Origin of the sequence: Celeribacter marinus, from assembly GCF_001308265.1 — a bacterium.
In the GTDB taxonomy this organism is placed as follows: Bacteria; Pseudomonadota; Alphaproteobacteria; order Rhodobacterales; family Rhodobacteraceae; genus Celeribacter; species Celeribacter marinus.
In genome coordinates this window covers 2,325,004-2,350,799 of the sequence record NZ_CP012023.1, presented here as the reverse complement: position 1 = coordinate 2,350,799, position 25,796 = coordinate 2,325,004, and the positions used below count along the sequence as shown (strand labels likewise).

The following is a 25,796-nucleotide window of genomic DNA, read 5'->3' as shown; positions in this document are numbered from 1 at the left end:
ACCCGTCATGTCGACACCCGATACGCATCCGCGTTTGGAAATTCGCAATCTGCGCCGTGCTTTTGCGGGTCGTGAAGTTGTGTCTGATGTCTCCCTTAAAGTGACCCGTGGCCAAGTTACCTGTTTGCTGGGCCCATCGGGCTGTGGCAAGTCGACTACGCTGCGCATCATCGCCGGCGTCGAGATGCAAAATAGTGGCGAGATCTATGTTGATGGCAATCTGGTCTGTGACACGGTTCACCGCGTCCCGCCAGAGGGGCGCTCCATTGGTTTGATGTTCCAAGATTTTGCACTTTTCCCACATTTATCGGTCGCTGATAACATTGCATTCGGCCTAAAAGGGTCAAAATCGAACAAACGGGCGCGTGTTCTGGATTTGCTCGAAAAGATCGATTTGACCCGTGCCATTGATCAGTTTCCACATGAATTGTCGGGCGGTGAACAGCAACGAGTTGCCCTCGCGCGCGCCCTTGCGCCGCGCCCGTCGATCATGTTGATGGATGAGCCGTTTTCAGGTCTCGACGAGCGCCTGAAAGATGAAATTCGCGACAGCACCTTGGATGTCCTCAAGGCCGAAGGTACGGCCGTTTTGCTCGTCACACATGAGCCGGACGAGGCGATGCGGATGGCGGATGAAATTGCCTTGATGCGTGATGGTCGGATTGTTCAACAAGGCGCGCCCTACAACATTTATAACGCCCCCGTGGACAAGGCTGCCGCGGCATTTTTTAGCGATATCAATGTGATCCGTGGCAAGGTTAAGAATGCTATGGTGGACACGGCCTTTGGGGCGTTCCTATGCCCTGGACGCCCTGACGGGACAGAGGTGGAAATTGTCATTCGTCCGCAACACCTGCGGATTGATTTTGATCGTGGGGGGCGTGGACCTGCGCCGACACCACAAGATGGCACACCTGCGCGCGGCATTGTTGAACGGGCACGGTTTATGGGCCGCGAAAGCATCGTTGAGTTTCGAATGGATTTTGACGGATCAGTTCTACACGCCACCGTGCCGAGTGTGTTTTTGCCTAAAGCTGGGACCCCGCTATGGCTAATGCTGCGCCGTGAGCGGTGTTTCGTGTTCCCCGCCTAATCGTGCGGATGCTGCGCCGTTTGGTAGGCGATGAAATCAGCAAGCGTTTTGCCCGCCTCGGGTTTGAATGTTGCGCCTGTGTCGATCACGTTGTCGATGCGGTCCACACGAAAGGTGCGAAACCCGCCCCGTAAATCGCACCAGACGCTTAATGTCCAAACCCGTCCCCAATAGTTAAGCTGTAACGGGCGCACGAGGCGCGTTGTTTTTTCGCCCGACAAGGATAAGTAGCTGACGCGCAAGACCTTTTGCTCACGCACGCCATCGCGCAACGCGGGCATGTGTTTGAACCCTGCGCGGGCATCTGCAAAGGCATAGGGGTGCACGGCAAACCCCCATCCTGCCTCGGGCGGGCCTGAGTTTTCGGGCAAGACGGCATCGATTTTTGCCGCAAGAGATGCCGCACTCTTGGCCAGTTCCGGATCGGACGCCTCGCCCAAAATGGCCACCGCCAAGTGCAACGCCTCCAATTCGCCCATGGTGAGATTGACGGGGGGCAGAGTGATTGCGGCGGTGATCATATAGCCCACGCCGCGCTCGCCCTCTACAGGGACGCCTGAGGCCTTGAGGGTCGCCATGTCGCGCCAGATCGTGCGCTCGGACACCTCAACGCGCTCGGCCAATTGCCGTGCGGTGTGTAAACGTCCGTCACGCAAAATCTGGATCAGATCGAACAGGCGGTCGCTACGCCGAATACCGGTTTGTTTGCGACCGCCTGCCATGTGTTATGGCATCAGTGGGGCGCAAACGCGGGCAAAGGCCGCCTGTGCGTGGCCCATGTTGAGGCTTGCGGGATCGAGTAAGGCGATGACCGCTTGGCCTTCTTGAGAGGCCATAAAACCGCTGTTGGCTTTGGTGTAGGCGCTCTCGGTTTCCCAGATCATCTGCTCGTACCAGACATCGTCGTCGCTTTTGAACAGGCTGCGGCTTATCAGGCCACCACACCGGTCAATGTAGGCGTCGAGGCCCTTGGCCGCTGCGATGAATTGAGCGTCGCTGACGCCAGATTTGGATTTATAGCTAACAGTTTCAATGATTTGAATATTTCTCATGGATATCTCCGATTCGAGTTTCGATACCCTAATTTGACCCGCCCCTACTGACATAAACCTGTCAGTAGGGTTTTTCCACCCCGTTTTGTCGCGCCAATGTTGTGCAGGGGGGCGGTTTGTGGTGGTTTTCGCTTTTCACGCCGCATCGCGCAGCCTAATCCTTGTCTCCACAAGTTATTCGGGCGCGCACCGTGCCCCTTTCTACGGGAGAGACAACATGCTCAACAACATCGGCCTTCCCGGCCTTCTACTTATCGCTGTCGTGGTTCTGGTCCTGTTTGGCCGTGGCAAAATTTCCGGTCTGATGGGCGAAGTCGGCAAAGGTATCACCTCGTTCAAAAAAGGCGTCTCTGAAGGCACCAAAGAGATCGAAGAAGAAGCCGCCAAAGTCGCCAAAGACGTCAGCCCCGAGGAAGAAAAAGACAAGGTCTAACGACCCGTCTGATCTCTTTGGCTTTTGGTGGAGTGAGAGCGGCACAGGCCGCTGTTGCGCGCGTTTTTGAAAGGCGTTTCTCATGTTAGATATCGGCATGTCCGAACTTCTTGTGATCGGCATCGTGGCGTTAATCGTGGTTGGTCCAAAAGACCTCCCCGGTATGTTCCGAACGCTAGGCCGGTTCACGGCGCGTGCGAAATCCATGGCGCGGGAGTTTTCCTCCGCAATGGAATCCGCCGCGGATGAGGCTGGGATCAAAGAGGCGAGTAACGCCTTGAAAGGTGCTGCCAATCCAAAGAAATTTGGCCTTGATAAGCTCAACGAGGCGGCGGACGAGTTTGATAAATGGGATCCAATGGAGAAAATCGCCAACCCTGCCACCACGCCCAAAACGGGAGAGTTAGATCCCGAACGCGCGAAAATGGCCAAGGTGATTTCGGACGCCACCGCAAAGTCGGCAACGGCACGCCGCGCCAAAGAGGCCAAAGACGCCGCAGCCGCAGCTGCACAGGCGAACGGCACGAATGACGCGCCCGCAGCCAAGGTTGCTCCAAAGGCGGCGGTGAAGCCGTCCAAGCCTAAAACAGCACCCAAAGCGCCGGCCAAAAAGCCAGCGGTTAAAAAAGCGGCGCCCCAAAAAGCTAGGCCAAAAGCGGCAACAAAGACTGCCAAGACAAAAACGGGTGATGCATGAGCCAGACCGACACCACATCCGATTCAGATATTGAGGATAGCACCGCGCCCTTGATCGAGCATCTTGCCGAATTGCGAAAGCGCCTGATCAATGCGGTTATGGCGTTTATCGTTGGTATGATCATCGTGTTTACGGTCGGCGGGCATGTGCTCGATTTTCTGCTGGTGCCGATTGAAAACACCATGCGGTCGCTCGGCAATGCAAATCCTGTGATGCAATATACCGCGCCGCAAGAGTACTTTTTCACGTTGATCCGGATTTCGATGGTCGGCGGTTTGTTGGTGTCGTTTCCGGTTATCGCCTATCAGTTGTGGCGGTTTGTGGCACCGGGTCTTTACCGCAACGAAAAAAACGCGTTCTTGCCATTCTTGATTGCCTCGCCTGCGTTGTTTCTGGCGGGGGCGTCTTTTGCGCATTTCATCGTCGTGCCGCTCGCCATGGCGTTCTTTTTGGGCTTTGCCGATCTGCCGTCTTTCTTGGGCGCGTTGGTTGCCAACTCTGGCGATGCAGCTGCAGCCTCGCGCGACACAGGCATCGACATCGTATTCAACGGTAAGGTCAATGAAAGCCTTGATATCACGTTGAAAATGATCGTGGCTTTTGGTCTGTGTTTTCAGTTGCCTGTGCTTTTAACCCTGATGGGCAAGGCCGGATTGGCGACCGCCCACGGCCTGCGCAGTACGCGTAAATACGCCGTTGTCGGCATTTTGGTTGTCGCCGCTTTGGTCACGCCGCCCGATGTCACAACGCAGCTGATTTTGTTCGTGGTGGTGTACGGTCTTTATGAAATCTCCATCTTCCTCGTCGCGCGTGTCGAGAAAAAGCGCAACGATAGTCTGCGTGAGCAGGGGCTTCTTGATGAGGACGAAGACGATATTTTCGCCGAGTTCGACGAAGACGATGAGGATGATAAGTGATGGGTAAGAAAAGCCTCAAGCGTATCGCCGCAGCCCTTGAACGCATGGCGCCTGCGCCACTGTCGGCTCCGGATTTTCATGGCGCGGATGCCTTTGTCTGGCACACAGAACCCGATGCCTTGGTTCCGGTTGAGCGCGTCTCACGCGTCGATATTGGCATGCTTGTTGGCATCAATCGATCCCGCGACACGTTGCTGGAGAACACGCGCCAGTTTGCGCGTGGCTTTGCCGCCAATAACGCGTTGCTTTGGGGCGCACGCGGGATGGGAAAGTCGTCTTTGACCAAGGCGGTACACGCCGCAATCAACGCCGAAGGGACGCCGCTCAAAATCGTGGAGATGCAGCGCGAAGATTTGCCCTCCGTTGGGCGTCTGTTGAATTTGCTGCGCGGGTCCGAGCATCGGTTTTTGCTATTTTGTGATGATTTGTCGTTCAGCCATGATGATCAGCACTACAAATCGCTCAAGGCGGTGCTTGATGGTGGCATAGAGGGACGGCCCGAGAATGTGCTGTTTTATGCCACTTCCAATCGTCGCCACCTGATGCCACGCGATATGATCGAGAACGAACGCTCATCGGGGATAAACCCCTCCGAAGCGGTCGAGGAAAAGGTGTCGTTGTCGGATCGTTTCGGTCTCTGGCTCGGCTTTCATCCATGTGATCAGGACGACTATTTGGCAATGATCCGTGGCTATTGCGATGCCAATGGCGTTGAGATTGATGATGCAACGCTCAGAGCCGAAGCCATTGAATGGCAAGCCACACGCGGGTCGCGATCGGGCCGTGTTGCATGGCAATTCTTCGTCGATCTTGCAGGGCGCAAAGGCGTAAAGCTCGGATAATCCATAGCAATTCGTACGACATAAAAACGCGCGCCCATATCGCTAAGGGCGCGCGTTTTGCATTTTAGGGCGGTTTGCAGGCGGATCAGTTCATGTAAGGAGACGGATCGACCGTTTGCGTGCCTTTGAACACCATGAATTGAAGCGCATTGAACTCGTTGGCGGTGACTTTCGCGATGGCTTGGCCACGCTTTACGCTATCGCCCTTTTTCACGGCGATATTGTCGATGAAGCTGTAGGCCGTTTGCAATCCATCGCCATGATCCACGACCATGATTTTCACGCCATCGGCGTTGGTCGAAATCAGTTTGACCGTGCCGTCTTTTGCGGCTTTCACCGATGTGCCTGAAGGCGCGGAGAACAGAACAAATTTGGATTTGGCCTTGTCATAGTCACGGATGATGGCGCCAGAAACGGGTTTGGCCATTTCGGATGTCGTGGTTTGTCTCGCGCCAAGGTCGGTGGTGGGTTTGGGCGGTGCGGCGGCCGCGGGCTTTGCCTCTTCGGGGTCGGGCAAGGGGGCCGCGGCAGAGGGCGGTGTCGGCGTCGATGTGCCTTGACCGGGTTGTGTCGTGGTTGTTGGCTGCTCCACGGGCGTATTGCCTGCTGCCTTTAAGGGGATCAACAGATAGCGACCCTCTTGCACCGCGAGGTCCGAGCCGAGACCATTCCAGTCGGACAAGGCGCGCACAGAAACACCGTATTTGCGCGCGATGGAATAGGCGGTTTCGCCACGCATCACTTGGTGGCGGACGGGTTCCATGCCCTCAACGGGGTTTGATGAATTGACTGGTGTCGTGGTGGCGGTCGGGGTCGTCGCCGTTTGTGTCTGTGTGCCCGCGTCATTCAACGCATCGTTGGCCAAGGTCGTGATATCGATGCGCTCACCTGACGCAATGGTGCCCGATTGCGTTGTTGCGGTCGGCACATCGACGCGGCGGGGCAGTGCGATCACTTCGCCCTGACGCAAAACCGAGCTGTCGGAGATACCGTTGTAACGCGCAAGTTCATCCGCAGGCAGGCCCGTGCGGGCGGCGATATCGGTGATGCTATCGCCTTTTTTGGCAATTGCGACTTGGTAATTGGGGTAGGAAATGATGCCTTTTGCATCAGTCGCGGGGCGCGCGGCGGTGCGCGCCTCACTCGCCGCCTCAGCGGTGTTAAATCCATCAGCCAAGCCGCGCAGATCGAAATCCAGTGGCTTTTGGCACGCGCTGAGCGCTATCAAAGCGCATCCTGCAAGAAGGGCGCGGGGGAAGGTCATCGTCATTGCTCTGTCGTCCTCATATATGTGGGGCGTCATCGCCCTCTTGCCCTCTTGGTGGGGCACTACTCTTGACCAATTCCCTCCAACAAGGGAACGAAGCGTACGGCGCGAAGTTCATCGTAATCGAATCCGTTTGGCGTACGTGTGACTTTTATCAGGCTTTGAACCGCATCGGATTGGCCCACAGGCACCACCATGATACCGCCCGTTTTCAATTGCGCCAAGAGGGGGCCGGGCGGGTCTTCGGCCGCTGCGGTCACGATAATGCGATCAAACGGTGCTTGGTCGGGTAGGCCGTAGCTGCCATCGGCGGTAAAGGCGGTGATATTGACGAGGCCCATGGCGTCGAATGCGCTTTGTGCCTCACGGACCAAACGGGCGTGACGGTCGACCGTGTAGACGCGCCGTGCCAGTTGGCTCAATACAGCCGCTTGATATCCGCTGCCTGTGCCAACCTCTAGTACCTTATCGCGGGGCTGCACGTTGAGCGCTTGTGTCATCAGGCCCACCACGGAGGGTTGCGAAATAGTTTGGCCACACGCAATGGGCAGTGGCATATCCTCATAGACGCGCTCGGCGAACAACCCTTTGACGAACAGACCGCGATCGACCTTTTCCATCGCAGTAAGGGTGCGCGTGTCCGTGACGCCCTTTGATCTGAGCGTGTAGAGGAATTGCATTTGCGCCTCGGCGTCCATCATTTTACGAGCGCCTTTGCCAGTCCGGCCACGGCGGAATGATCGCTGAGATCGGCGCGCATCGGGGTGACGGAGATTGCGCCGGCGAGATTGGCGGATACATCTGTGCCCGCGCCCGTTTCAACGGCTTGCTCAGAACCGCGCACCCAAAGGAACCTGCGTCCTGTGGGGGAGGTCTGCGCCTCTATGCCAAAGCCGGATGTGGGGCGTTTGCCCTGACGTGTCGCCATCATGCCACCGGTTTGTTCGGCGGGCAGGGGCGGAAAATTAACGTTGTAAAACAGCGCGTAATCGTCGGTTTCGCCCCAATCCGCGTGATCAAGCAATTGACGAATGACGCCAGCGCCATGTGCTGCCGCGCTCTCGAACGGATTGTCTAGACTTGCGTTTTCAGGCCCGAAAAACTGGGATAGGGCAATCGCCTTTATGCCTTTGAGCGCCGCCTCCATCGCGCCACCAATGGTGCCCGAATACATGACGTTTTCGCCCGCGTTGTTGCCACGGTTCACGCCAGACAGCACCAGATCGGGCTTTTGCGGCATGATATCGTGCAGGCCAGCGAGAACACAGTCGGCGGGCGAGCCTTCTGCGGCCCAACGGCGTTCGCCCATTTGCGAAATCATCGTCGGGTGGGTGTAGGAAATACAGTGCGCTACGCCCGATTGCTCGAACGCGGGAGCAACGACCCAGATTTCCCCCTCAGGGCCCGCCAGTTCGGCGGCGATGGCCTCGAGTGTGACCAAACCGGGTGCATTGATGCCGTCGTCGTTGGTGATGAGAATGCGCATGGACCGCCTGCCTTTTCCTTGCTGTTGCTCCCTCCATAAAGCAGGCTTCGAATCGCGGCAAGCCGCACCCTGTTTTTATAAGGAGAATCCTATGGGAAAGCCTGTTTTAGACGCCGTGGCGGTGAGCGCGCACGATATAGAGCGCGCCAAAGTGTTTTACACGCTCTTGGGGTTTGATTTTGAAGGCGAGGGTGCGTTTGTGTCCGAGGATCACGTTGAACCCGTGCGCGATGACGGTGCGCCACGCCTGATGATCGACAGTGCCGCATTGATGGAAAAGCTGACGGGGGAGGCGCCGCGCGCGCCCAATCATGCGTCTTTTGCGATGCTGTGTGATAGCCCTGCCGATGTCGACGCACACGCGGCGGCAATTGCGGCGGCGGGGTTCACCGTCTTGGTCGCACCGTGGGATGCGTTTTGGGGGCAACGCTACGCCACCGTTATGGACGCCGATGGATACCGCGTGGATCTGTTCGCGCCGCTTTGAAATGTTCGATATGTCCAAAACAAAAGGCGCGCCAGTTGGTTTTGGCGCGCCTTTTGTTCGAAATGTGCAAGTTGTGACTACAGTATGCCTGCCTCTTTGAGCAGGCGGGCCGCCTCGTCTTTGGGGTGCGCTAAAGCGTCTTTCGCCTCGCCCGGATAGAACCGTGCGCGCGTGGCGGTTGGCATCGGCGCAGGGGTCAGCACGTGAACGCGAGGCGCTTTTGTGCTGTCTTTTGTCTCTGCATGCCAGCTGCGTGCCATCGCAATCTGTGCGGCTTTGGATGCGCCATATGCGCCGTAGAATTTATCGCCTGCGTGCGCGTCATCGAAAAAGAGAGCATCTGCGCGCGTCTCGCCCATGTTCAACAACGGCGCAATCATCGGGATCAGTTTTCCCGTTGCCATAACGTTGGTGTTCATCGTGCGATCAAAATCTTTGGGGTCCATGTGATCGGCGGGCGATAACAGTTGGGCATACACGGCCGTGTGCGCCCAAAGATCAAGGTGGCCCCAGCGATCATAAATACCGCGACACAGATGCGCCATGGCGTCGACATTGGTCACATCCATTGGCGCAAGCGTTGCTTGTCCCCCCTTGGCCTTGATCCGATCATCAAGCTCTTCGAGCGCGCCTGTGGTTTTGGCCACAGCGACAATGTGATAATGGGGGGCCAAGGCCTCTGCGAGGTGGAACCCAAGGCCGCGTGACGCGCCTGTGACGAGTGCTATTTTGGTTTGATCTGTCATGGACGAAGTGATGGCGCTGAAATCAAGTCGGGTCAAGTGGGGAAGGGCGCGCTGCGCTCATCCGCCGCTTTTTAATGCCCAGTGCGCCAGCGTGCCCGTGGCCTCATATAGCGCAATCAGATCGTCTAGGGAGATGTCGGTGGCTCCACCCGCAATCGTCGCACTTGGGCGCGTGTTGTCATCGCCAAATGCCAATGTCAGTGCGGCGTCTGGGGTCGCGACGGGCGGAAGATCATTGGCCAATGTAGCAACACTGGTCTCAGGGGCGGGGCCGCCCTCAAACGTGTCGAGATAGGCGTAAAATGTGTCGGGCGGTACCTGTGCCCAAAGGGCAATCCCCACGGCTTCGTCGGAGCCGCGGACCGGCAACATCACCGTGGCGCGCAAAAAACGGTCTGTACCAAGACGACATAGTTCCGCGGTCAGTTGATCGTCGCCCGCTTTGACAAACGCGGCATCGCCGCGCGTATCATGTGGCCAGTCTGACGGATGATCGAACCCGATATCAATCACCCCGCCTTGCGCTATCAGCGCGCGCCACCGTGGATCCAGATCGAGAACAGACGCCACTTATTCAGCCGCGTCTTTGAGTTTGAAGCCCTTGGCAATCATATCCGTTGGCACCACTGGATACTCGCCCGAGAAACACGCATCGCAGTAGCGCGGCGCAGTCGCATCACGACCTTCGGCCACGCCAGCGGCGCGGTATAGGCCATCCAGTGTAATGAATTGCAGGCTATCAACCCCGAGGTGTGCCCGCATTTGTTCGATGCTCATGTGGGCGGCCAAAAGCTTGTCACGGTCGGGCGTGTCAACACCGTAAAAACACGGCCACATGGTTGGCGGGGAGGCGATGCGGAAATGCACCTCGGCGGCGCCCGCATCAAGTAGCATGTCCTTGATTTTTTGCGATGTTGTGCCGCGCACCACGCTGTCGTCGACAAGGATGATACGTTTGCCACGGATCAAGGCGCGGTTGACGTTGAGTTTGAGGCGCACGCCCATGTTGCGGATCTGCTCGGACGGCTCGATGAACGTGCGGCCCATATATTGGTTGCGGATGATACCCATGCCGTAGGGAATGCCGCTTTCGTGCGAAAACCCGATGGCGGCGGGGGTGCCACTGTCGGGAACGGGACAGACGAGATCGGCCTCAACGGGGGCTTCGCGCGCCAGTTCCACACCGATTTGACGGCGGGTTTCATACACGGAACGACCGCCCAAAATACTGTCGGGGCGTGAAAAGTACACATGTTCAAAGATGCAAAACCGCGAGGCCATTTGTTCAAACGGTTTGGAGCTGACCACTTGGCCCTCGGAGATCACAACCATTTCACCCGGTTCAATCTCACGGACAAATTCGGCACCAATGATGTCGAGCGCGCATGTCTCGGACGAGAGCGCATAGCCGTTTTCGCCCACCTTCCCCAACACAAGCGGACGCACGCCGCGCGGATCACGCACGCCGACCAATTTGGTGCGGGTCATGGCGACAACCGAGAACGCGCCTTCGACACGGCGCAGCGCATCTTTCATCCGCTCGGGGATGTTGCGTTGCAACGAGCGTGCCATCAGATGGATAATGCATTCGGAATCCGAGGAGGATTGAAAGATAGAGCCACGATCAATCAACTCACGGCGTAGGGCATCGGCGTTTGTGATATTGCCGTTGTGGGCAATTGCCGCGCCACCCATGGAAAACTCGCCAAAGAACGGTTGCACATCGCGGATCGCGGTGTTGCCTTTGGATCCTGCGGTGGAATAGCGCACATGACCGATGCCGATCTCGCCGGGCAGAGTTTCCATGACCTTTTGTGAAGTGAAGTTGTCGCGCACGTAGCCAAAGCGGCGTGCGGATTGAAATCCTGCCTCGGCATCGTAGGTGACAATTCCGCCGGCTTCTTGTCCACGGTGTTGTAGAGCGTGAAGGCCAAGAGCGATGAAGTTGGCCGCATCGGCAACGCCGACAACGCCAAAAACGCCGCACTCCTCTTTCAGCTTGTCATCGTCAAACGGGGTTGCGGGGGGCATCTGGCGCATGGGCTACAGGCTCCGAATCCAAAGGGGGTGCGTTTGGCACCTCCTTTACGGACTTCCGCGACCAGTGTCACGAAAGGATCACAAATCTTTGCCGCAAACGGCGTGTTTTTTGATTTGGCGTCACCTATGCGGGTTTGCGCGCGATGACAAAAACGGAATCGTGGCCCTCTTGCTGCCAATTGTCCTCGATCACCAATCCGTTCGATTCAAGCTCGGCAATCAAACCCGCGCGGGTGATACGGGCAATGTTTGGCAAAACGGGCAGGGCATTGACCACCGCCATGATGGCGCGCATCTTTTTTGGCATTGTGTCGATCGTAACGGTGGACGAGACAAACACGCCACCCGCCCGCGTCAATTGCGCAGCCTTGCGAATGGCGGCTTTCCAATCGGGGATCAGATGGATGACCGAGAGCATCAACACGGCGTCATAGGTCGGATCAGTCGCGAGATCGGCGAAGGCGGTTTGGATGAATTCGACGTTGTCGACACCTTCATTGGCCGCGCGCGTGCGCCCGTGGTCCAGCATCGGCGCGCTAAAATCACACGCAGTGATCTGTGACACGTAGGGCGCATGGGCCAAGGCGGTGTTGCCTGATCCGCATCCGATTTCGAGCATTGTCCACTCTGGGCGTAGCACATTGCGGGTCCGCGTAAGCTTGTCTTGGTAGACCTCTTCGTTGGCAATCGGGGCGGCGATGTATTTGCGGCTAATCAAGCTCCAAAAAAGCGGGGTGTTGGCCATGGGGAAGGTATCCTAATACTATTTATGTTAATTTGATTTACATGTATCTCAACCCCATATGGAAAGGGCGGCCGCGCTATTCAAGCGGGCCACCCTAAAATTTCAGATCTCAAAGAGAGATTACTCGGAGCAGGTGCTGACAAGGCTCTCATAGCGTTGAGTAATCCAACCCGGGGCATCATCGGGCAAACTGCTTTCCAGCCGTTCTTGGGAGCGGGCAAAAACCTTTGATGTGCGCGAGTTCTCCAACATTTCAATCGGATCACCAGTGGTGACGCGGTCCACGATGACCAATGCAATGGCAACCAAAATGATGCCACGGATGACCCCGAACACGAACCCAAGCCCCTGATCAATCCCGCCCAATGCCGAGCGTTGGATGACGGAGGAAAACAGCGGCGTAAAGATTGACACAACGATTAGCGCCACCGCAAACACGGCGAAAAATCCCGTAAGGGTCGACAATTCACAGCTGTCTCGGATGTAATCGCCCAGAACAGGCACTTCGGACACCAATGGCACGGCCTTGGGGCCGAGCGCATAGCCTAATATTGCCGCAACCACCCAACCCGCAATTGCCATGCCCTCGCGGACGAACCCGCGCGAATAGGCCAAAAGCGCAGACACGATGATCACCAGTGCGACGATCCCGTCGATGAGTGTAAAGCCTTCCATGCCGTCTCGTTCCTTATCTGGCTCCAATTGGAGCAGTCTTTAAGCGCTACACCGTTGCGCCGTACAATTACACCGACGAGGGGTTAGCCCGCGCCGAACACTTCCCCGACGAAATTGACCAAATCGGTCATTTGCCTCAGGCTCATACCGCTCTTTTCTGCGGCTTTCGAGCGCGCAGGGAGGATTGCGGATGAAAAACCAAGTTTTTTGGCTTCTTTCAACCTGTTTTCGGTTTGGTTGACGGGTCTGAGGCTACCCGACAGCGAAAGTTCCCCGAATACCACACAATCCTTTGGGACGGCGACATCTTCGCGTGCTGAGAGCAACGCCGTGGCAACCGCCAGATCAGCAGCGGGTTCGGACACTTTCATGCCGCCCGCCACATTGAGATAGACATCCAGCCCCGCAAAGGGAATCGAACACCGGCTTTCCAAGACGGCGAGGATCATCGCCAAACGGCCCCCGTCCCATCCCACAACGGTGCGCCGCGCTTGGGCGTGCGGCGAGGGGGCGACGAGGGCTTGGAATTCGACCAACACGGGGCGCGTGCCCTCGATGCCCGCGAAGACCACCGATCCCGGGGCGGGTTCATCGCGCTCGGATAAAAACAGCGCGGAGGGGTTTTTGACCTCGCGCAACCCGTCACCCGTCATCTCGAATACGCCAATCTCGTTGGAGGGACCAAAGCGGTTTTTGACGGCCCGCAATAGGCGGAAATGGTGCCCGCGCTCGCCCTCGAAATACAAAACGGTATCAACCATGTGTTCGACTACACGCGGACCCGCGAGTTGCCCGTCTTTGGTGACATGCCCGACAAGGACCACGGAGACGCCGCGCGTTTTGGCAAATGTCGTCAATTCGTGGGCGGCGGCGCGCACTTGGCTCACGGACCCTGGGGCGCTTTCCACATTGTCTGCCCACATGGTTTGGATGGAGTCGATGATAACCAAGTCGGGCTCTTCGGCCTCCATCGTGGTCAAAATATCGCGCAAATTGGTCTCTGCGGCCAGTTTGACCGGCGCGCCCCCAAGGCCAAGACGTTGTGCGCGCATCCGCACTTGGGCGGCGGATTCCTCACCCGAGACATAAATGACCTTGAGACCTTCAAGCGCGAATTGTGCCGCCGCTTGCAGCAGGAGCGTGGATTTGCCGATGCCCGGATCGCCGCCCACCAAAATGGCCGAGGCAGGGACCAGACCGCCGCCCAACACGCGGTCCAGTTCGGCGATGCCCGAGGAGGTGCGCGGCGGAGGCGCGTCTTTGGTGGACAGATCGGACAGCGGCACAGGCTTGCCGCGCATCCCGCCCAAACTTTTCTTGGTCGGACCAGATGTCGATAGCGGCTTTTCTTCGGCGATGGTGTTCCACTCGCCACATTCATCACAGCGCCCTGACCATTTTGTCGTGACTGCGGCGCATTTACTGCACACGTAATTCTTTTGGGCTTTGGCCATGTCGGCTCCTGTGGATACGCGTCGATCGTTTGAGTTGGTTGTGTTGTTCTACCCGCGCAAGTCGCCCTGCTTCAAGTCTGCTTTCGTGCGGAGATCAGACTCAGAGCCAATGAGGTCACAACGCAAGCCGTAAACAGATACATTCCCCACGCCACTTCGAGGCGGCCAATGCCGATGCCTTTGGCCACCGTGATGTAGATCGCGATTAAAAATACATCTGCCATGGCCAGTCGGCCCAGATGAAACAACCATGGCTTTATCCGTACCGGAAGGCGGTTCGAGAGTACGCCCTCAAGTGTGAGAACCTTAGCGATGGGGGCGACCATGGCGAGGACGATCACAAGAAGGGCAAGCAGGATGTCCGTTTGCCAAAGGCTTGCCACGCCAGACAGGACCGAGATTTCCGACAATCCAAACAGCGGGAGAAACCCAGCGCGCAACAGCGGCGCCCCCCATCCGATCGGAAAGGCAATCAAAAGAGACAGGTTGGCGAGGCGAAGGGGCGACATCCTCTTCAGATGCCGTTTGAGCCGCGCCAGTTCAAGCCCGCATATCAGGTTTTGCGTTCTTTGGAGGTGCTTGTCGCGCCTTGGAGGGGGACAACCTTGTGATCATCGTCGGTTAGGGTCGCGGGATCATCCAACTCGTACCCAAGCGAAGGGAGAATCTCGCGCAGATCCTTTTCCAACACGTCCATTTGGCGATTGGCTTCGCGTTCGGATGCCTCGACATCGTCTTGCCAGCGTCGCAACTCTTGGGTGACCGACAGCGCCATTGTGAGTTTTTCTTGAAACGCGTTGAGTTCGTGTTGGCGCTCTTTGAGAAAGGCGCGTGCCCGCTCAAGGCGTTCATCGGAATACAAATCGGCAAAGTTCCGTGTCGTATGTGACATCTGAGCTGCCAGTTCCAAAATCTCGGGTTCCAACCGTGACAGGTCTGGGTGATCGCGCATGTGCAACAGGCGTTCACGCACAGAGTCAAATTCGGACGACAGAGCAAAGGCGCGCCCACGATCCGAGCGGTGACTGATCTGATAGGCGCGCACCACATCGTCCATCGTCACAGAAAACCTACGGTGCGAGCGCTCAAGCGAGAGCATCCGCGCCACACTTGGCAGGTATGTACATAGCGCGGTGAGCAAGATCGCAATGCCGATTTGCACGTACGGCCCCGCATCAAAAACGGTGTCTGAGCCGAACCGCATGTCGAGACCGATCCATGGCCAAAGCTGCGTTGCGGATGCAATAACTGCGCCCCATGCCATCACCGCCGCCGCGATCACGCCCCACATCGTCATTGTTTGAAAAATATGCTGAAGCAGCGGACCGGTTTCCCAATCGTCGCTCGGCTGTACATCCGACATTCTCGTTACCCCTAAAACCAAACAGGGTTAATTTTCGTTGAGAATCTGCGACAAATCAATGTCTGAATCGGCGTTTTTTGTGCTATTAATTCAATGGTATGAGGTAAATTCAACCTTTGTTTCCAAGACGGAAACAAAGAGCCGCCGCGGCCCCCGAAACGCCCCTACAATGTCACCGCGTGACTTAGCGGACAGTTTCGATCGGACCGTCAGCGGACCCTGTGATGAATTGATGCAGATACGGATCGTCGGCGGTGTCCATCTGCGAGACAGGGCCACACCACCGGATCTTTCCCGCGTGCAACATTGCAACCTTATCGGCAATGGCGCGCACCGAGGTCATATCATGTGTGATGGTCATCGCCGTTGCGCCCATTTCCTCCACGATCTCGCGGATCAAATCGTTGATCACGCCCGCCATGATCGGATCAAGGCCCGTGGTTGGTTCATCGAAAAAGATGATCGCAGGATCGGTTGCAATGGCGCGGGCAAGGCCCACACGCTTTTGCATGCCGCCCGACAATTCGGCGGGAAACAACTCTGCGACATCGGGTGTGAGGCCAACACGCCGCAGCTTTTCAATCGCGATCTCTTTGGCCTCGTCCTTGGGCCGTTTGAGCGACCCGCGCAGCAAGCGAAACGCGACGTTTTGCCAAACCGGCATACTGTCAAACAGGGCTGCCCCCTGAAATAGCATCCCAAAGCGGGCTAAAAACGCATCTCTGTCGCCTGTTTTCGTCACATCCTCACCGTTGACACGAATGATGCCCTGATCGGGTTGAATGAGGCCAAGAACGCATTTGAGTGTCACCGACTTGCCCATGCCCGAGCCGCCAATAATCACAAGGCTCTCGCCCTTTTCGACTGATAGGTTGACCCCACGCAAAATCTGTTTGGAGCCAAAGGATTTATGGACATTCTCTAACTCTATCATACTGAAAAGAACGCCTGTGTGAGGAGGAAGTTTGCAGCCAGAATGAGAACGGCGGCGGCGACAACGGACGACTTTGTTGCTTGGCCCACGCCCTGCGCGCCGCGTCCCGATTCCATTCCGAAATAACAGCCCATCAACGTGGCGATGCCGCCAAAAACCGAGCCTTTGACGAGCGAGGACACGATGTCGGGCATTTCCAGAAAGTCGATGGTGTTGCGCAGATAGGTGACCGCGTTGAAGTCGAGGGATTTCGTCGCAACCAGCCAGCCGCCAAAGATGCCGATAATATCACCTACGCCGACCAAAATAGGCACAGTCAACAGCCCCGCCAAAACGCGTGGTGCGGTGAGGTATTTCATCGGGTGCGTGGACAGGGTGACAAGCGCGTCGATCTGTTCGGTCACTTTCATTGTCGCTATTTCGGCGGCCACAGATGCCGTGACACGTGCGGCAACCATAAGACCGACAAGCACAGGGCCAAGTTCACGCACCATACCGATCGCCACAATTTGCGGCACCACCGCTTCGGCAGAAAAACGTGAACCACCTGCATAGATTTGCAACGCCAATGCGCCACCCGTGAAGAACGCGGTTAGACCCACCACAGGCAGCGACAGATAGCCGATGTGAAGCAGCGCGTGCAAAAACTCGCGGGTATAAAACGGCGGCGTTACAATGTGACGCGCAGTGGAGAGGGCAAACAACGTGACCCGCCCGATGAGAGCCAATGCGCCCAAAACAGTCGCACCCAAGCCCGCCAAGGGCCGTGTGATCAAGGTCAGGGTCATCCGATATATCGCCGCGCGTAGCGCCCGCCGAGGGACGTCAGGATTTCATAGCCGATGGTGTCCGCATTGAGCGCCAATTCGTCCACGGTTTGATGTGCACATATCAGATCGAGCGAGCGAGGGGCGTGGGGCAAGTGGGTCACATCCACGGTGATCAAATCCATCGAGACGCGACCAACGAGGGGACAGGGGGTGTCGCCCTCAAACAAAACCGCATTGTTGGAAATAGCCCGCAAAATACCATCGGCATAGCCTGCGGCAATTGTTGCGATCCGTGAGGGGCGCTCGGCTGTCCATGCATTGCCGTAGCCTGCGGTTTCGCCTGTCGCTACATCGCGGATTTGGATCACGGGGCACTCAACGCGCACAACGGGTTTGGCGTCCTCAAATGGCAAACCGCCATAAAGGCCAATTCCGGGTCGCACGAGGTCGAAATGGTAGTCTGCCCCAAGCAGAATGCCGCCCGTAGCCGACAATGCACGCCGCACAGGCAACCCGTCAGTCATATCCCGAAAGCTCGCCAGTTGTTGGGCGTTCATCGGATGATCAGGCTCATCGGCGCAGGCCAGATGGCTCATGACAAGGCGCGGCCCCGCCTGTATCACGATCTCTTTTATCGCGTCCCATTCGGCGGGCTCCATCCCGAGGCGGTTCATGCCGCTGTCCAACTGAATGCCAAACGGATGACCAGCAAGGGCCTCAAAATGACGCGTGGTTTGCTCAAGCGAATTGAGCATAGGTGTCAGATGCATATCCGCGATCATGTCGGTATCGCCCGCCATATGCCCGCCAAAGATACAAATTTCAGGGTCGGGGCCAAGGGCCTCTCGTAGTGTCACACCCTCTTCGACAGCGGCGACAAAGAAGGTCTTAACGCCCGCTTTTTGCAAGGCGCGTGCGGCTTTGGCCGACCCTATGCCATATCCGTTGGCCTTGACCACCGCAGCGGTTTCGACGTGTGGAGCAGATAGCGCGTCAAGGGCGCGCCAGTTGTCGCGCAGCGCATTCAGATCGATATGTAAAACAGATGTACCCATGGGGGTGTGTTTTGACGCCGCTCACGGTCTGACGCAAGCCAAAATCGCCCACGTCAGAAACTGCTGCGCTTTGTGTGGAGTTTAATACTCGTCGGGACGTTCTTGCCATGGCTGTGCGAGGTTGCCAAAACGGGTAAACTCCGCCTCGAAACTAAGACCCACCGACCCAATCGGGCCGTGGCGTTGCTTGCCCAAAATAACCTCGGCCTTGCCGTACAGCCGGTTCATTTTGTCCTGCCATTCGGCAAAGTTCGGATCATCATCGGACGGCTTTTCGCGCTCGATATAATACTCCTCACGGAACACGAACATCACCACATCCGCGTCTTGCTCGATCGAGCCGGATTCACGAAGGTCTGAGAGTTGCGGGCGTTTGTCCTCACGGCTTTCAACCATCCGCGATAGCTGCGACAGCGCGATGACGGGAACGTTGAGTTCCTTTGCAATCGCTTTGAGGCCCATCGAAATCTCACCGATTTCTTGCACGCGGTTGCCTTGGGTCGCGGCGGTGCCGCGCACCAGTTGCAAGTAGTCGACGATCAGCACGTCAAGTCCGTGCGTCCGTTGCAAGCGCCGCGCGCGCGCCGCCAATTGCGAGATGGGTAGGGCAGGCGTGTCATCGATATACAGCGGGCAGGATTCAAGCGTCTTTGCGGCGTCGACAAAGCGGCGGAATTCATCCTCCGTCATGTCACCCTGACGGATTTTGTGCGACGAAATTTCGGAGGCTTCGGCCAAAATACGCGCGGCCAACTGTTCGGCGCTCATCTCTAGCGAGTAAAAGCCGACAACGCCGCCCTCGACCGCGCCAATTGTGCCGTCATGGAGCGTGCCCTTTTTGTAGGTCTTGGCCACGTTGTAGGCGATGTTGGTGGCCAGCGAGGTTTTCCCCATCGATGGGCGCCCCGCCAAAATGATCAAGTCGGATTTGTGCAATCCGCCCATTTTTCGATCAAGATCAGAGAGTTGCGTGGCAATTCCGGCCATGCCGCCCCCGCGTTCATACGCAGTGTTGGCTGATTGAACGGCCTCAGTGACCGCAGAGAGAAACGACTGGAACCCGGTATCACTTTTGCCTTGTTCGGCCAGTGAATACAGGCGCTGTTCGGCGGCGACGATTTGCTCTGTTGGGTCACGCGTATCGCTGCCTGATGTGGCGGCCCCCGCGATCTCATGGCCAAGCTCGATCAACTGGCGGCGCAAGAACAGATCGTAAATCAGTTGCGCATAGTCGCGCACAGCATAGGTCGAGATCGCGGATGCTGCGAGTTTGGCCAAATAGGACGGCCCGCCCAGTTCACGCAATCCCTCGTGGTCTTCCATATACGCCTTGAGCGTTACGGGAGAGGCGAGCATGTTTTTCGAAATACGTTCGGCCGCTTTGTCAAAAATGTCGCGGTGCACCGGATCGTAAAAATGTTCGTTGGTGATGATCGACGCGATTTTGTCGTAGACCTCGTTGTTGGTCAAAAGCGCACCAAGCAACTGTTGTTCGGCCTCGATGTTGTGGGGGACGGCACCCGCATAGGAGGATATGATTGCCCCTTTGGCGGGGGCATCGGTTTGTGGTGCGGGACTTGGTGCGCCTTGGTCCATCGGGCCTGGCTCGCCCCGATCCATATCCGCGTAATCGTCCATCGTACCTACCCCAAATCTCGTGACTGCGCGACTCGCAGGTGTCGCGGCGTTGACGTGTCTTAACGGTCTACGCGCGCGGTTTCAAAATGTATGTTTTGTGGATAACTCGCCGCGCTGGGTGCGGAATTGAGCTAAGTCCAAGTGCTCAAATGGAAAAGCCGCACTCGGGCGAGCGCGGCCATTCTTTTGATCTATCCTTTTGCTCTTAGGATGTCTTGTTCGCCTCTTGCCATTCGCGCGGTGCGTTCAGGAATTTCTCGACTTCGGCCAATGTGGCGGCGTCAAATGATCCTTGTGCCTTGGCCTCGGCCAAAACGTCCCACCATGTGCACAGGCTAATCAGGCCAACGCCGTGGTCGCCGAGTGTTTTTTCCGTCTCTGGGAAAATGCCGTAATAGAAAATAACGGCTGTCCATGCGCATGTCGCTCCCGTGTCGCGGATGGCATCAACGAACGATAGCTTTGATCCGCCATCAGTGGTCAAATCCTCAACCAACAATACGCGCTGACCCTCGGACATATCACCCTCGATACGCGCGCCGCGCCCGTATCCTTTGGGCTTTTTGCGCACATAGGTCATCGGCAGGGCCATGCGTTCCGCCACAAGCGCTGCAAACGGAATGCCCGCTGTTTCTCCGCCGGCGATGTTGTCAAAGGCTTCAAAACCCGCCACGCGCATGGTTTCGACCGTGAGGAAATCCATCAAGGTCGAGCGGATACGCGGATACGAAATCAGCTTGCGACAGTCGATATAGGTGGGGGACGGTAGACCCGAGGCCAAGATAAACGGATCGGCAGGGCGAAAATTGACAGCACCAATTTCAAGGAGCATCCGCGCAGTCAGGCGGGCGATTTCGGTGCTATCGGGAAAGGAGGAGGGGATCATGGTGTGGTCCTTGGTCTAATCTTTGATCGCGAGAGGCGTTACGCCTCAATACTCCAATGGAGCGGCATTTGCGGGTCAAACAGGGTCAGTGGCCCGTCTGGCGTGGTGATTTTGGCGGGATATGGCACGGGGTCACCCTTTGTCAGGGTGATCGTCGTCTCATTGATCGGCAACCCGTAGAAATTCGGCCCGTTCATCGACGTGAAGGCCTCCAACCTGTCGAGCTTGCCCTCTTTTTCAAAGACTTCTGCAAGGATCGACATTGTGTTGGTCGCGGTGAAACACCCCGCACAGCCACAGGCCGTTTCTTTTGCCCCATCCAGATGCGGCGCACTATCGGTGCCAAGAAAGAACGTGCTGTCGCCGGATGTTGCCGCCTCGACCAAAGCCAGACGGTGCGTCTCGCGTTTGGCCACGGGCAGGCAATAGTAATGCGGTTTGATCCCGCCCACGAGGATGTGGTTGCGGTTGATCACAAGGTGATGCGTAGTGATGGTCGCACCAAGGTTTTTGCCGCCAGAGCGCGCGTAATCCACACCGTCTTTGGTGGTGATATGTTCCATCACCACTTTGAGATCAGGGTTTGCGCGGCGGATCGGATCGAGAACGGTCTCGATGAACACTTTCTCGCGGTCGAAAATATCGACGTCAGGCGTGACAACTTCGCCGTGGATGCACAACGGCAATCCGATCTGGGCCATCTTTTCCAGCACGGCGCGCACGTTTTCAAAGTTCGCGACGCCTGAGGCGGAATTTGTGGTGGCTCCGGCGGGGTATAGCTTCACAGCTTTGATCAACCCGCTTGCGTGCGCGCTGGCCACGTCATCGGCGTCTGTGTCCTCGGTGAGGTACAGCGTCATCAGCGGCTCGAACGTGCCAACGCCGGGTGCGGCGGCCAAAATGCGTTCGCGGTACGCACTCGCATCCGCACTGGTGACCACGGGGGGCACAAGGTTCGGCATGATGATGGCACGGGCAAAATGGCGCGCTGTTTCGGGCAAGACGGCCTCAAGCATTGCGCCATCGCGCAAGTGCAAGTGCCAGTCATCGGGGCGGCGGATCGTGAGTATATCGGTCATGCTTATCGCTTACCGCGTTCGCGAGAAAAGCGCTAGTGGGGCTTTGTGCCTATTTTTTGAGCAAGCGGTCGAAAAATGCGCCTTGGCGTCTGCAACTATGGCCTCGTCCCATTGTGATCGGTCGCCGCGCGGGGATAGCGTGCGAGCAATCTGGAGGCCCAATGCTCGACTCTCATTTGACATCTGACGCCCCGCGTCACGCGGCTCCGATGCAGCGGGTGCGCGGCGTTGCGCGTGTGGTGATGGGAGCGACTGGCCTGCGCGATTTGTATCAGGCGGGGTCGGCAAAGGCGATGCTGCCAAAGATCCACGGGCCAGTCCCTGAGGTGGTATTTTTGAATACGTCCGGCGGGCTCACGGCCGGTGATCGCCTTGATTACACGTTGGAGGTGGAGGCGGGCGGCGCACTTGTCGGCACATCGCAAACGGCCGAGCGCGCCTATGCCGGCGTGGCGCAGGGCGCGGACGCCGAGGTGGCTATTTCGCTCAAAGCGGGATGTGGCGCGCGGCTTGACTGGTTGCCGCAAGAGACGATCCTCTTTGACAAATCGCGCTTGTCGCGGGTGACCCGCGCACAGATTGCCGCCGATAGCCGCTTTGTCTTTGTCGAAAGTCTTGTGTTGGGCCGTGCCGCGATGGGCGAGACGGTAGAGAGCCTGCGGTTTCGCGATCGCCGCGAGGTGCACCGCGCAGGACGCCTTGAGTATCTTGAGCCGCTTGAATTCGACGCCGACACATTGGCGATGCGTCATCATGCGGTAACGCTTGGCGGGGCGCGTGCGATTGCGACCATTGGCGTGTTCGCCCAAGGCGCACAGGATCTCGCCGACAGTTTGAAATCCCTGACCCAAGAGGGCGTGAGTGCGGGTGTTTCGGGCTGGAACGGCAAATTGATTATTCGCGCGATGGCCGCCGACGGATATCCGCTGCGCCGCTATGTGGCCCGCGCACTTGACCATCTACGACACGGGCCATTGCCGCGTGTTTGGCAACTGTGAAAAAGGAAGACTGATGAACCTGACACCGAGGGAAAAGGACAAGCTGTTGATTTCGCTTGCCGCTATGGTGGCGCGCGGGCGTCTGGAGCGCGGTGTGAAACTCAACCACCCAGAGGCCATTGCGCTTATCACCGATTTCGTGGTCGAGGGCGCGCGGGATGGTCGGATGGTCTCCGATTTGATGCACGCGGCGGCGCATGTGGTGACAAAGGCGCAATGCATGGACGGTATTTCGGAGATGATCCACGATGTGCAGGTCGAGGCCACGTTCCCCGATGGCACTAAACTTGTCACCGTTCATCACCCCATTCGCTAAGGAGACGCCTATGATCCCCGGAGAGTATTTCGTCGCTGAGGGCGACATCGAGTTGAACGGGGGCGCGCCCGTAACCACCATTACAGTGGCCAATACAGGGGATCGCCCCGTGCAAGTGGGCAGTCACTACCACTTTTTTGAGACGAATACGGCGCTGGCGTTTGATCGCCCTGCGGCCTTGGGGCAGCGCCTTGATATTGCGGCGGGCACCGCCGTACGCTTTGAGCCCGGTCAAACTCGCGAGGTCGATTTGGTGCCACTCTCTGGCAACCGCGAAGTGTTCGGGTTCAACGCAAAGATTATGGGGGGATTGGCGTGATGCGGGCATGTGTGATCGCGCTGTGTGTCGTGGCGGGGTCCGCCTCGGCGCAACAGGCTACACCCGATGATATCGACTGCTCAAACGCGATTAATCAGTATGAGATGAACCACTGTGCGTTGCGCGCCTACATCGCTGCGGATGAGGATTTGAACGATACTTATGGCTGGGCGATGGATGTCGCCAAAGGGTGGAGTGGTGAGGCGGCCAATGCCCTTCGTGCGGCGCAACGCGCATGGATTCCCTACCGTGATGCCGCCTGTATTGCCGAAGGATCAGCCTATGAGGGCGGATCAATTCAGCCGCTAATCATCCACGGATGCAAAGAACACCTGACGCGCCAACGCACCGAAGAGATGCGCGCCGTCTACGAGATGAATTGAGAGGGACGACCATGCCTGCACTTATTTCCCGCGCGACCTATGCCGATATGTTTGGCCCGACCACTGGCGACAAAGTACGCTTGGCCGATACAGATTTGATCATCGAGGTCGAGCGCGACCTCACGGGGCCATATGGCGAAGAGGTCAAATTCGGCGGCGGCAAAGTGATCCGCGATGGCATGGGACAGTCCCAGTTTTCGCGCGCTCAGGGGGCTGTGGATACAGTCATCACCAACGCGCTGATCGTGGACGTCACGGGCATTTTCAAGGCCGACATTGGCCTGCGTGGCGGACGTATCGCGGCGATTGGCAAGGCGGGTAATCCCGATACGCAACCCAACATCAGTATCGTTGTGGGGCCGGGAACCGAAGTCATCGCGGGTGAGGGGCGCATTGTCACCGCTGGCGGCTTTGACAGTCATATCCATTTCATTTGCCCGCAACAGATTGACGATGCCCTGCATTCGGGAGTGACGACCATGCTCGGCGGTGGCACCGGTCCGGCGCATGGTACGCTTGCGACGACATGTACCCCCGGTCCGTGGCATATCGGGCGGATGTTGCAAGCGCTTGACGGCGTGCCGATGAACATCGCACTGGCCGGTAAGGGCAATGCCTCGCAACCCCAAGCCTTGGTCGAGATGATCACCGCAGGGGCCGCCGCGATGAAGCTACATGAGGATTGGGGAACGACACCTGCCGCGATTGATTGTTGTCTGTCTGTAGCCGATGACATGGACGTCCAAGTGATGATCCACACCGATACGTTAAATGAAAGCGGCTTTGTCGAGAATACGGTTGCTGCGATGAAGGGGCGCACCATTCACGCCTTTCATACCGAGGGCGCGGGCGGCGGTCATGCCCCTGATATCATTAAGGTTGTGGGCGAGGAGCATGTGATCCCGTCCTCCACCAACCCGACACGCCCCTACACGATCAATACACTCGAAGAGCACCTTGATATGCTCATGGTCTGTCACCACCTCGACAAATCCATCCCCGAGGATGTGGCCTTTGCCGAAAGTCGTATTCGCAAGGAAACGATTGCCGCCGAAGACATCTTGCACGACATGGGCGCGTTTTCGATCATCGCCTCGGACAGTCAGGCGATGGGGCGCGTGGGTGAGGTGCTGATCCGCACATGGCAAACGGCTGACAAGATGAAGAAACAGCGCGGGCGTTTGGCGCAGGAGACGGGCGACAACGACAACGTGCGTGTAAAGCGCTACATTGCCAAATACACGATCAATCCCGCGATTGCGCATGGGATGAGCGCGCATATTGGATCGCTTGAGGTCGGAAAACGTGCCGATCTGGTGATGTGGAACCCTGCGTTTTTTGGGGTAAAGCCTGAAATGGTCGTGTTAGGTGGCTCGATCGCGGTGGCGCAGATGGGCGACCCGAATGCGTCCATTCCAACGCCGCAACCCGTTTATACCCGTCCGATGTTCGGGTCGATGGGGCGCGCGGTTGAGCGCTCGGCGGTGTTGTTCGTGTCTGGGGCCGCACAGGCGGACGGGATTGGCGCGCAATTGGGATTGGCCAAAGACACGGTGGCGGTCGAAAACACGCGCACCATTGGCAAATCGTCGATGGTGATGAACACCTATAAGCCGCAGATCGAGGTTAACCCAGAAACCTACGAGGTGCGCGCTGACGGTGAGTTACTGACCTGTGAGCCAGCAACCGAACTGCCGATGGCACAGCGGTACTTTATGTTCTAGCGCTGATCAGCGGCCGTTTTGTATCGTGGCGATGATCAATCGCCTCTTGGTGGCGCGCGGTGGCAGGCGCGTCTTGAAGCGGTGTGCGCACGAGATCTAGCGGCGCGTCTAGGCGCGGTTCAATACGCACGCTTGTGATGACCCGCGTCGATTGAAATTGCGGGTCATCCACGATCTGTGCGGGGAGTTTCGTGATGTCAAAGACATCTTGTAGGCTGCGCACAATGCGCACATTCGCGCGGTAGCCGTGAAATACGCCTGTCTCACGGGTTTGCAGGAACGCGGCCTCCAACATGCTTTCGCGTACACGCAGTTCAGTGATTTTGCGCCGCAGTTGCGCAAGCTCGTCAACGGGAGAATGGCTTAGGTCCATTTGCGTGTCCTTTCTAATGCGCGC

The 25,796-nt window shown here is 57.5% G+C and carries 31 protein-coding genes; 11 read left to right on the top strand and 20 right to left on the bottom strand.

Annotation, left to right across the window (positions count from 1 at the left end; translation table 11 throughout):
- Nucleotides 1–7: 7 nt before the first annotated feature.
- The gene (locus IMCC12053_RS11765) at nt 8–1,093 is read left to right on the top strand and encodes an ABC transporter ATP-binding protein (RefSeq protein WP_062221277.1); all 1,086 of its coding nucleotides are present in this window, start codon (nt 8–10) and stop codon (nt 1,091–1,093) included.
- Here IMCC12053_RS11765 and IMCC12053_RS11760 read toward each other — a convergent pair.
- Together IMCC12053_RS11760 and IMCC12053_RS11755 are read right to left on the bottom strand one after the other, a co-directional pair.
- Nucleotides 1,090–1,815, bottom strand: coding sequence for a helix-turn-helix transcriptional regulator (locus IMCC12053_RS11760; RefSeq protein ID WP_143089995.1), 726 nt, complete (start codon nt 1,813–1,815; stop codon nt 1,090–1,092). The genes IMCC12053_RS11765 and IMCC12053_RS11760 overlap by 4 nt on opposite strands.
- A gap of 3 nt (nt 1,816–1,818) precedes the next feature.
- A complete protein-coding gene (locus IMCC12053_RS11755) occupies nt 1,819–2,145 on the bottom strand; it encodes a hypothetical protein (protein ID WP_062219279.1) in 327 nt (108 codons plus the stop codon).
- Nucleotides 2,146–2,362: 217 nt separating this feature from the next.
- On the opposite strand from IMCC12053_RS11755, the gene IMCC12053_RS11750 reads away from it, so the two are divergent.
- The 4 genes from IMCC12053_RS11750 to IMCC12053_RS11735 all read left to right on the top strand — a co-directional run bounded on the left by IMCC12053_RS11750 (nt 2,363) and on the right by IMCC12053_RS11735 (nt 5,034).
- Complete coding sequence (locus IMCC12053_RS11750; protein ID WP_062219277.1) at nt 2,363–2,578, top strand: twin-arginine translocase TatA/TatE family subunit; 216 nt, start codon at nt 2,363–2,365, stop codon at nt 2,576–2,578.
- Nucleotides 2,579–2,660: 82 nt separating this feature from the next.
- On the top strand, nt 2,661–3,275 hold the full coding sequence (gene tatB, locus IMCC12053_RS11745; protein WP_062219275.1) for a Sec-independent protein translocase protein TatB: 615 nt from the start codon (nt 2,661–2,663) through the stop codon (nt 3,273–3,275).
- The gene (gene tatC, locus IMCC12053_RS11740) at nt 3,272–4,192 is read left to right on the top strand and encodes a twin-arginine translocase subunit TatC (protein ID WP_062219273.1); all 921 of its coding nucleotides are present in this window, start codon (nt 3,272–3,274) and stop codon (nt 4,190–4,192) included. Before tatB ends, tatC begins: the two co-directional genes overlap by 4 nt.
- The gene (locus IMCC12053_RS11735; RefSeq protein ID WP_062219271.1) at nt 4,192–5,034 is read left to right on the top strand and encodes an ATP-binding protein; all 843 of its coding nucleotides are present in this window, start codon (nt 4,192–4,194) and stop codon (nt 5,032–5,034) included. Before tatC ends, IMCC12053_RS11735 begins: the two co-directional genes overlap by 1 nt.
- A gap of 85 nt (nt 5,035–5,119) precedes the next feature.
- Here IMCC12053_RS11735 and IMCC12053_RS11730 read toward each other — a convergent pair whose 3' ends face one another.
- Genes IMCC12053_RS11730 through surE form a run of 3 tightly spaced genes read right to left on the bottom strand, consistent with a single transcriptional unit; the run spans nt 5,120 to nt 7,787 of the window.
- On the bottom strand, nt 5,120–6,304 hold the full coding sequence (locus IMCC12053_RS11730) for a LysM peptidoglycan-binding domain-containing protein (RefSeq protein WP_062219269.1): 1,185 nt from the start codon (nt 6,302–6,304) through the stop codon (nt 5,120–5,122).
- 59 nt (nt 6,305–6,363) lie between these two features.
- Nucleotides 6,364–7,002 carry a protein-L-isoaspartate(D-aspartate) O-methyltransferase gene (locus IMCC12053_RS11725; protein ID WP_062219267.1) on the bottom strand — a complete coding sequence of 213 codons (639 nt, stop codon included), beginning with the start codon at nt 7,000–7,002 and terminating at the stop codon, nt 6,364–6,366.
- Nucleotides 6,999–7,787, bottom strand: a complete 789-nt coding sequence (surE, locus tag IMCC12053_RS11720; RefSeq protein WP_062219265.1) for a 5'/3'-nucleotidase SurE — start codon at nt 7,785–7,787, stop codon at nt 6,999–7,001. The genes IMCC12053_RS11725 and surE overlap by 4 nt, the downstream gene beginning before the upstream one ends.
- 91 nt (nt 7,788–7,878) lie before the next feature.
- Here surE and IMCC12053_RS11715 point away from each other — a divergent pair, with 91 nt between their 5' ends.
- Nucleotides 7,879–8,274 (top strand): VOC family protein, encoded by a 396-nt coding sequence (locus tag IMCC12053_RS11715; protein WP_062219263.1) that lies wholly within the window; start codon nt 7,879–7,881, stop codon nt 8,272–8,274.
- 77 nt (nt 8,275–8,351) lie between these two features.
- Here the strand turns inward: IMCC12053_RS11715 and IMCC12053_RS11710 are convergent, their stop codons facing one another.
- The 14 genes from IMCC12053_RS11710 to pyrC form a co-directional block, all read right to left on the bottom strand.
- On the bottom strand, nt 8,352–9,020 hold the full coding sequence (locus IMCC12053_RS11710) for an SDR family NAD(P)-dependent oxidoreductase (RefSeq protein WP_062219261.1): 669 nt from the start codon (nt 9,018–9,020) through the stop codon (nt 8,352–8,354).
- A 57-nt stretch (nt 9,021–9,077) separates the two neighbouring features.
- Nucleotides 9,078–9,590: a DUF2199 domain-containing protein gene (locus IMCC12053_RS11705; RefSeq protein ID WP_062219259.1), complete on the bottom strand. Its 513-nt coding sequence runs from the start codon at nt 9,588–9,590 to the stop codon at nt 9,078–9,080.
- Complete coding sequence (gene purF, locus IMCC12053_RS11700; protein ID WP_062219257.1) at nt 9,591–11,060, bottom strand: amidophosphoribosyltransferase; 1,470 nt, start codon at nt 11,058–11,060, stop codon at nt 9,591–9,593.
- Between the two features lie 124 nt (nt 11,061–11,184).
- Nucleotides 11,185–11,805, bottom strand: coding sequence for a methyltransferase domain-containing protein (locus IMCC12053_RS11695; RefSeq protein WP_062219255.1), 621 nt, complete (start codon nt 11,803–11,805; stop codon nt 11,185–11,187).
- Between the two features lie 120 nt (nt 11,806–11,925).
- The gene (locus IMCC12053_RS11690) at nt 11,926–12,480 is read right to left on the bottom strand and encodes a CvpA family protein (protein WP_062219250.1); all 555 of its coding nucleotides are present in this window, start codon (nt 12,478–12,480) and stop codon (nt 11,926–11,928) included.
- Between the two features lie 83 nt (nt 12,481–12,563).
- Nucleotides 12,564–13,934: a DNA repair protein RadA gene (gene radA / locus IMCC12053_RS11685; RefSeq protein WP_062219248.1), complete on the bottom strand. Its 1,371-nt coding sequence runs from the start codon at nt 13,932–13,934 to the stop codon at nt 12,564–12,566.
- 71 nt (nt 13,935–14,005) lie between these two features.
- Entirely contained in the window at nt 14,006–14,443 is a 438-nt protein-coding gene (locus tag IMCC12053_RS11680) for a paraquat-inducible protein A (RefSeq protein WP_062219245.1), read from the bottom strand.
- Between the two features lie 44 nt (nt 14,444–14,487).
- The gene (locus tag IMCC12053_RS11675; RefSeq protein WP_062219243.1) at nt 14,488–15,297 is read right to left on the bottom strand and encodes a hypothetical protein; all 810 of its coding nucleotides are present in this window, start codon (nt 15,295–15,297) and stop codon (nt 14,488–14,490) included.
- Between the two features lie 184 nt (nt 15,298–15,481).
- The gene (locus tag IMCC12053_RS11670; protein WP_062219241.1) at nt 15,482–16,231 is read right to left on the bottom strand and encodes an ABC transporter ATP-binding protein; all 750 of its coding nucleotides are present in this window, start codon (nt 16,229–16,231) and stop codon (nt 15,482–15,484) included.
- Nucleotides 16,228–17,019 (bottom strand): MlaE family ABC transporter permease, encoded by a 792-nt coding sequence (locus tag IMCC12053_RS11665; RefSeq protein ID WP_062219239.1) that lies wholly within the window; start codon nt 17,017–17,019, stop codon nt 16,228–16,230. Before IMCC12053_RS11665 ends, IMCC12053_RS11670 begins: the two co-directional genes overlap by 4 nt.
- On the bottom strand, nt 17,016–18,056 hold the full coding sequence (gene alr, locus IMCC12053_RS11660) for an alanine racemase (RefSeq protein ID WP_062219236.1): 1,041 nt from the start codon (nt 18,054–18,056) through the stop codon (nt 17,016–17,018). Before alr ends, IMCC12053_RS11665 begins: the two co-directional genes overlap by 4 nt.
- Nucleotides 18,057–18,137: 81 nt before the next feature.
- Nucleotides 18,138–19,652 (bottom strand): replicative DNA helicase, encoded by a 1,515-nt coding sequence (locus IMCC12053_RS11655; RefSeq protein ID WP_062221271.1) that lies wholly within the window; start codon nt 19,650–19,652, stop codon nt 18,138–18,140.
- A 247-nt stretch (nt 19,653–19,899) separates the two neighbouring features.
- Complete coding sequence (locus tag IMCC12053_RS11650; RefSeq protein WP_062219234.1) at nt 19,900–20,580, bottom strand: orotate phosphoribosyltransferase; 681 nt, start codon at nt 20,578–20,580, stop codon at nt 19,900–19,902.
- Nucleotides 20,581–20,618: 38 nt separating this feature from the next.
- Nucleotides 20,619–21,659, bottom strand: coding sequence for a dihydroorotase (gene pyrC / locus IMCC12053_RS11645; RefSeq protein WP_062219233.1), 1,041 nt, complete (start codon nt 21,657–21,659; stop codon nt 20,619–20,621).
- A 161-nt stretch (nt 21,660–21,820) separates the two neighbouring features.
- Here pyrC and IMCC12053_RS11640 point away from each other — a divergent pair, with 161 nt between their 5' ends.
- Genes IMCC12053_RS11640 through ureC form a run of 5 tightly spaced genes read left to right on the top strand, consistent with a single transcriptional unit; the run spans nt 21,821 to nt 25,399 of the window.
- Entirely contained in the window at nt 21,821–22,657 is an 837-nt protein-coding gene (locus IMCC12053_RS11640; protein WP_062219231.1) for an urease accessory protein UreD, read from the top strand.
- A 13-nt stretch (nt 22,658–22,670) separates the two neighbouring features.
- Nucleotides 22,671–22,973: an urease subunit gamma gene (locus IMCC12053_RS11635; protein ID WP_062219229.1), complete on the top strand. Its 303-nt coding sequence runs from the start codon at nt 22,671–22,673 to the stop codon at nt 22,971–22,973.
- A 10-nt stretch (nt 22,974–22,983) separates the two neighbouring features.
- Complete coding sequence (locus IMCC12053_RS11630; protein ID WP_062219227.1) at nt 22,984–23,292, top strand: urease subunit beta; 309 nt, start codon at nt 22,984–22,986, stop codon at nt 23,290–23,292.
- A complete protein-coding gene (locus tag IMCC12053_RS11625; RefSeq protein ID WP_062219225.1) occupies nt 23,292–23,675 on the top strand; it encodes a lysozyme inhibitor LprI family protein in 384 nt (127 codons plus the stop codon). Before IMCC12053_RS11630 ends, IMCC12053_RS11625 begins: the two co-directional genes overlap by 1 nt.
- 11 nt (nt 23,676–23,686) lie before the next feature.
- Complete coding sequence (ureC, locus tag IMCC12053_RS11620) at nt 23,687–25,399, top strand: urease subunit alpha (protein WP_062219224.1); 1,713 nt, start codon at nt 23,687–23,689, stop codon at nt 25,397–25,399.
- Here ureC and IMCC12053_RS11615 read toward each other — a convergent pair.
- Entirely contained in the window at nt 25,389–25,772 is a 384-nt protein-coding gene (locus IMCC12053_RS11615; RefSeq protein ID WP_062219221.1) for a hypothetical protein, read from the bottom strand. The genes ureC and IMCC12053_RS11615 overlap by 11 nt on opposite strands.
- Nucleotides 25,773–25,796 lie beyond the last annotated feature (24 nt).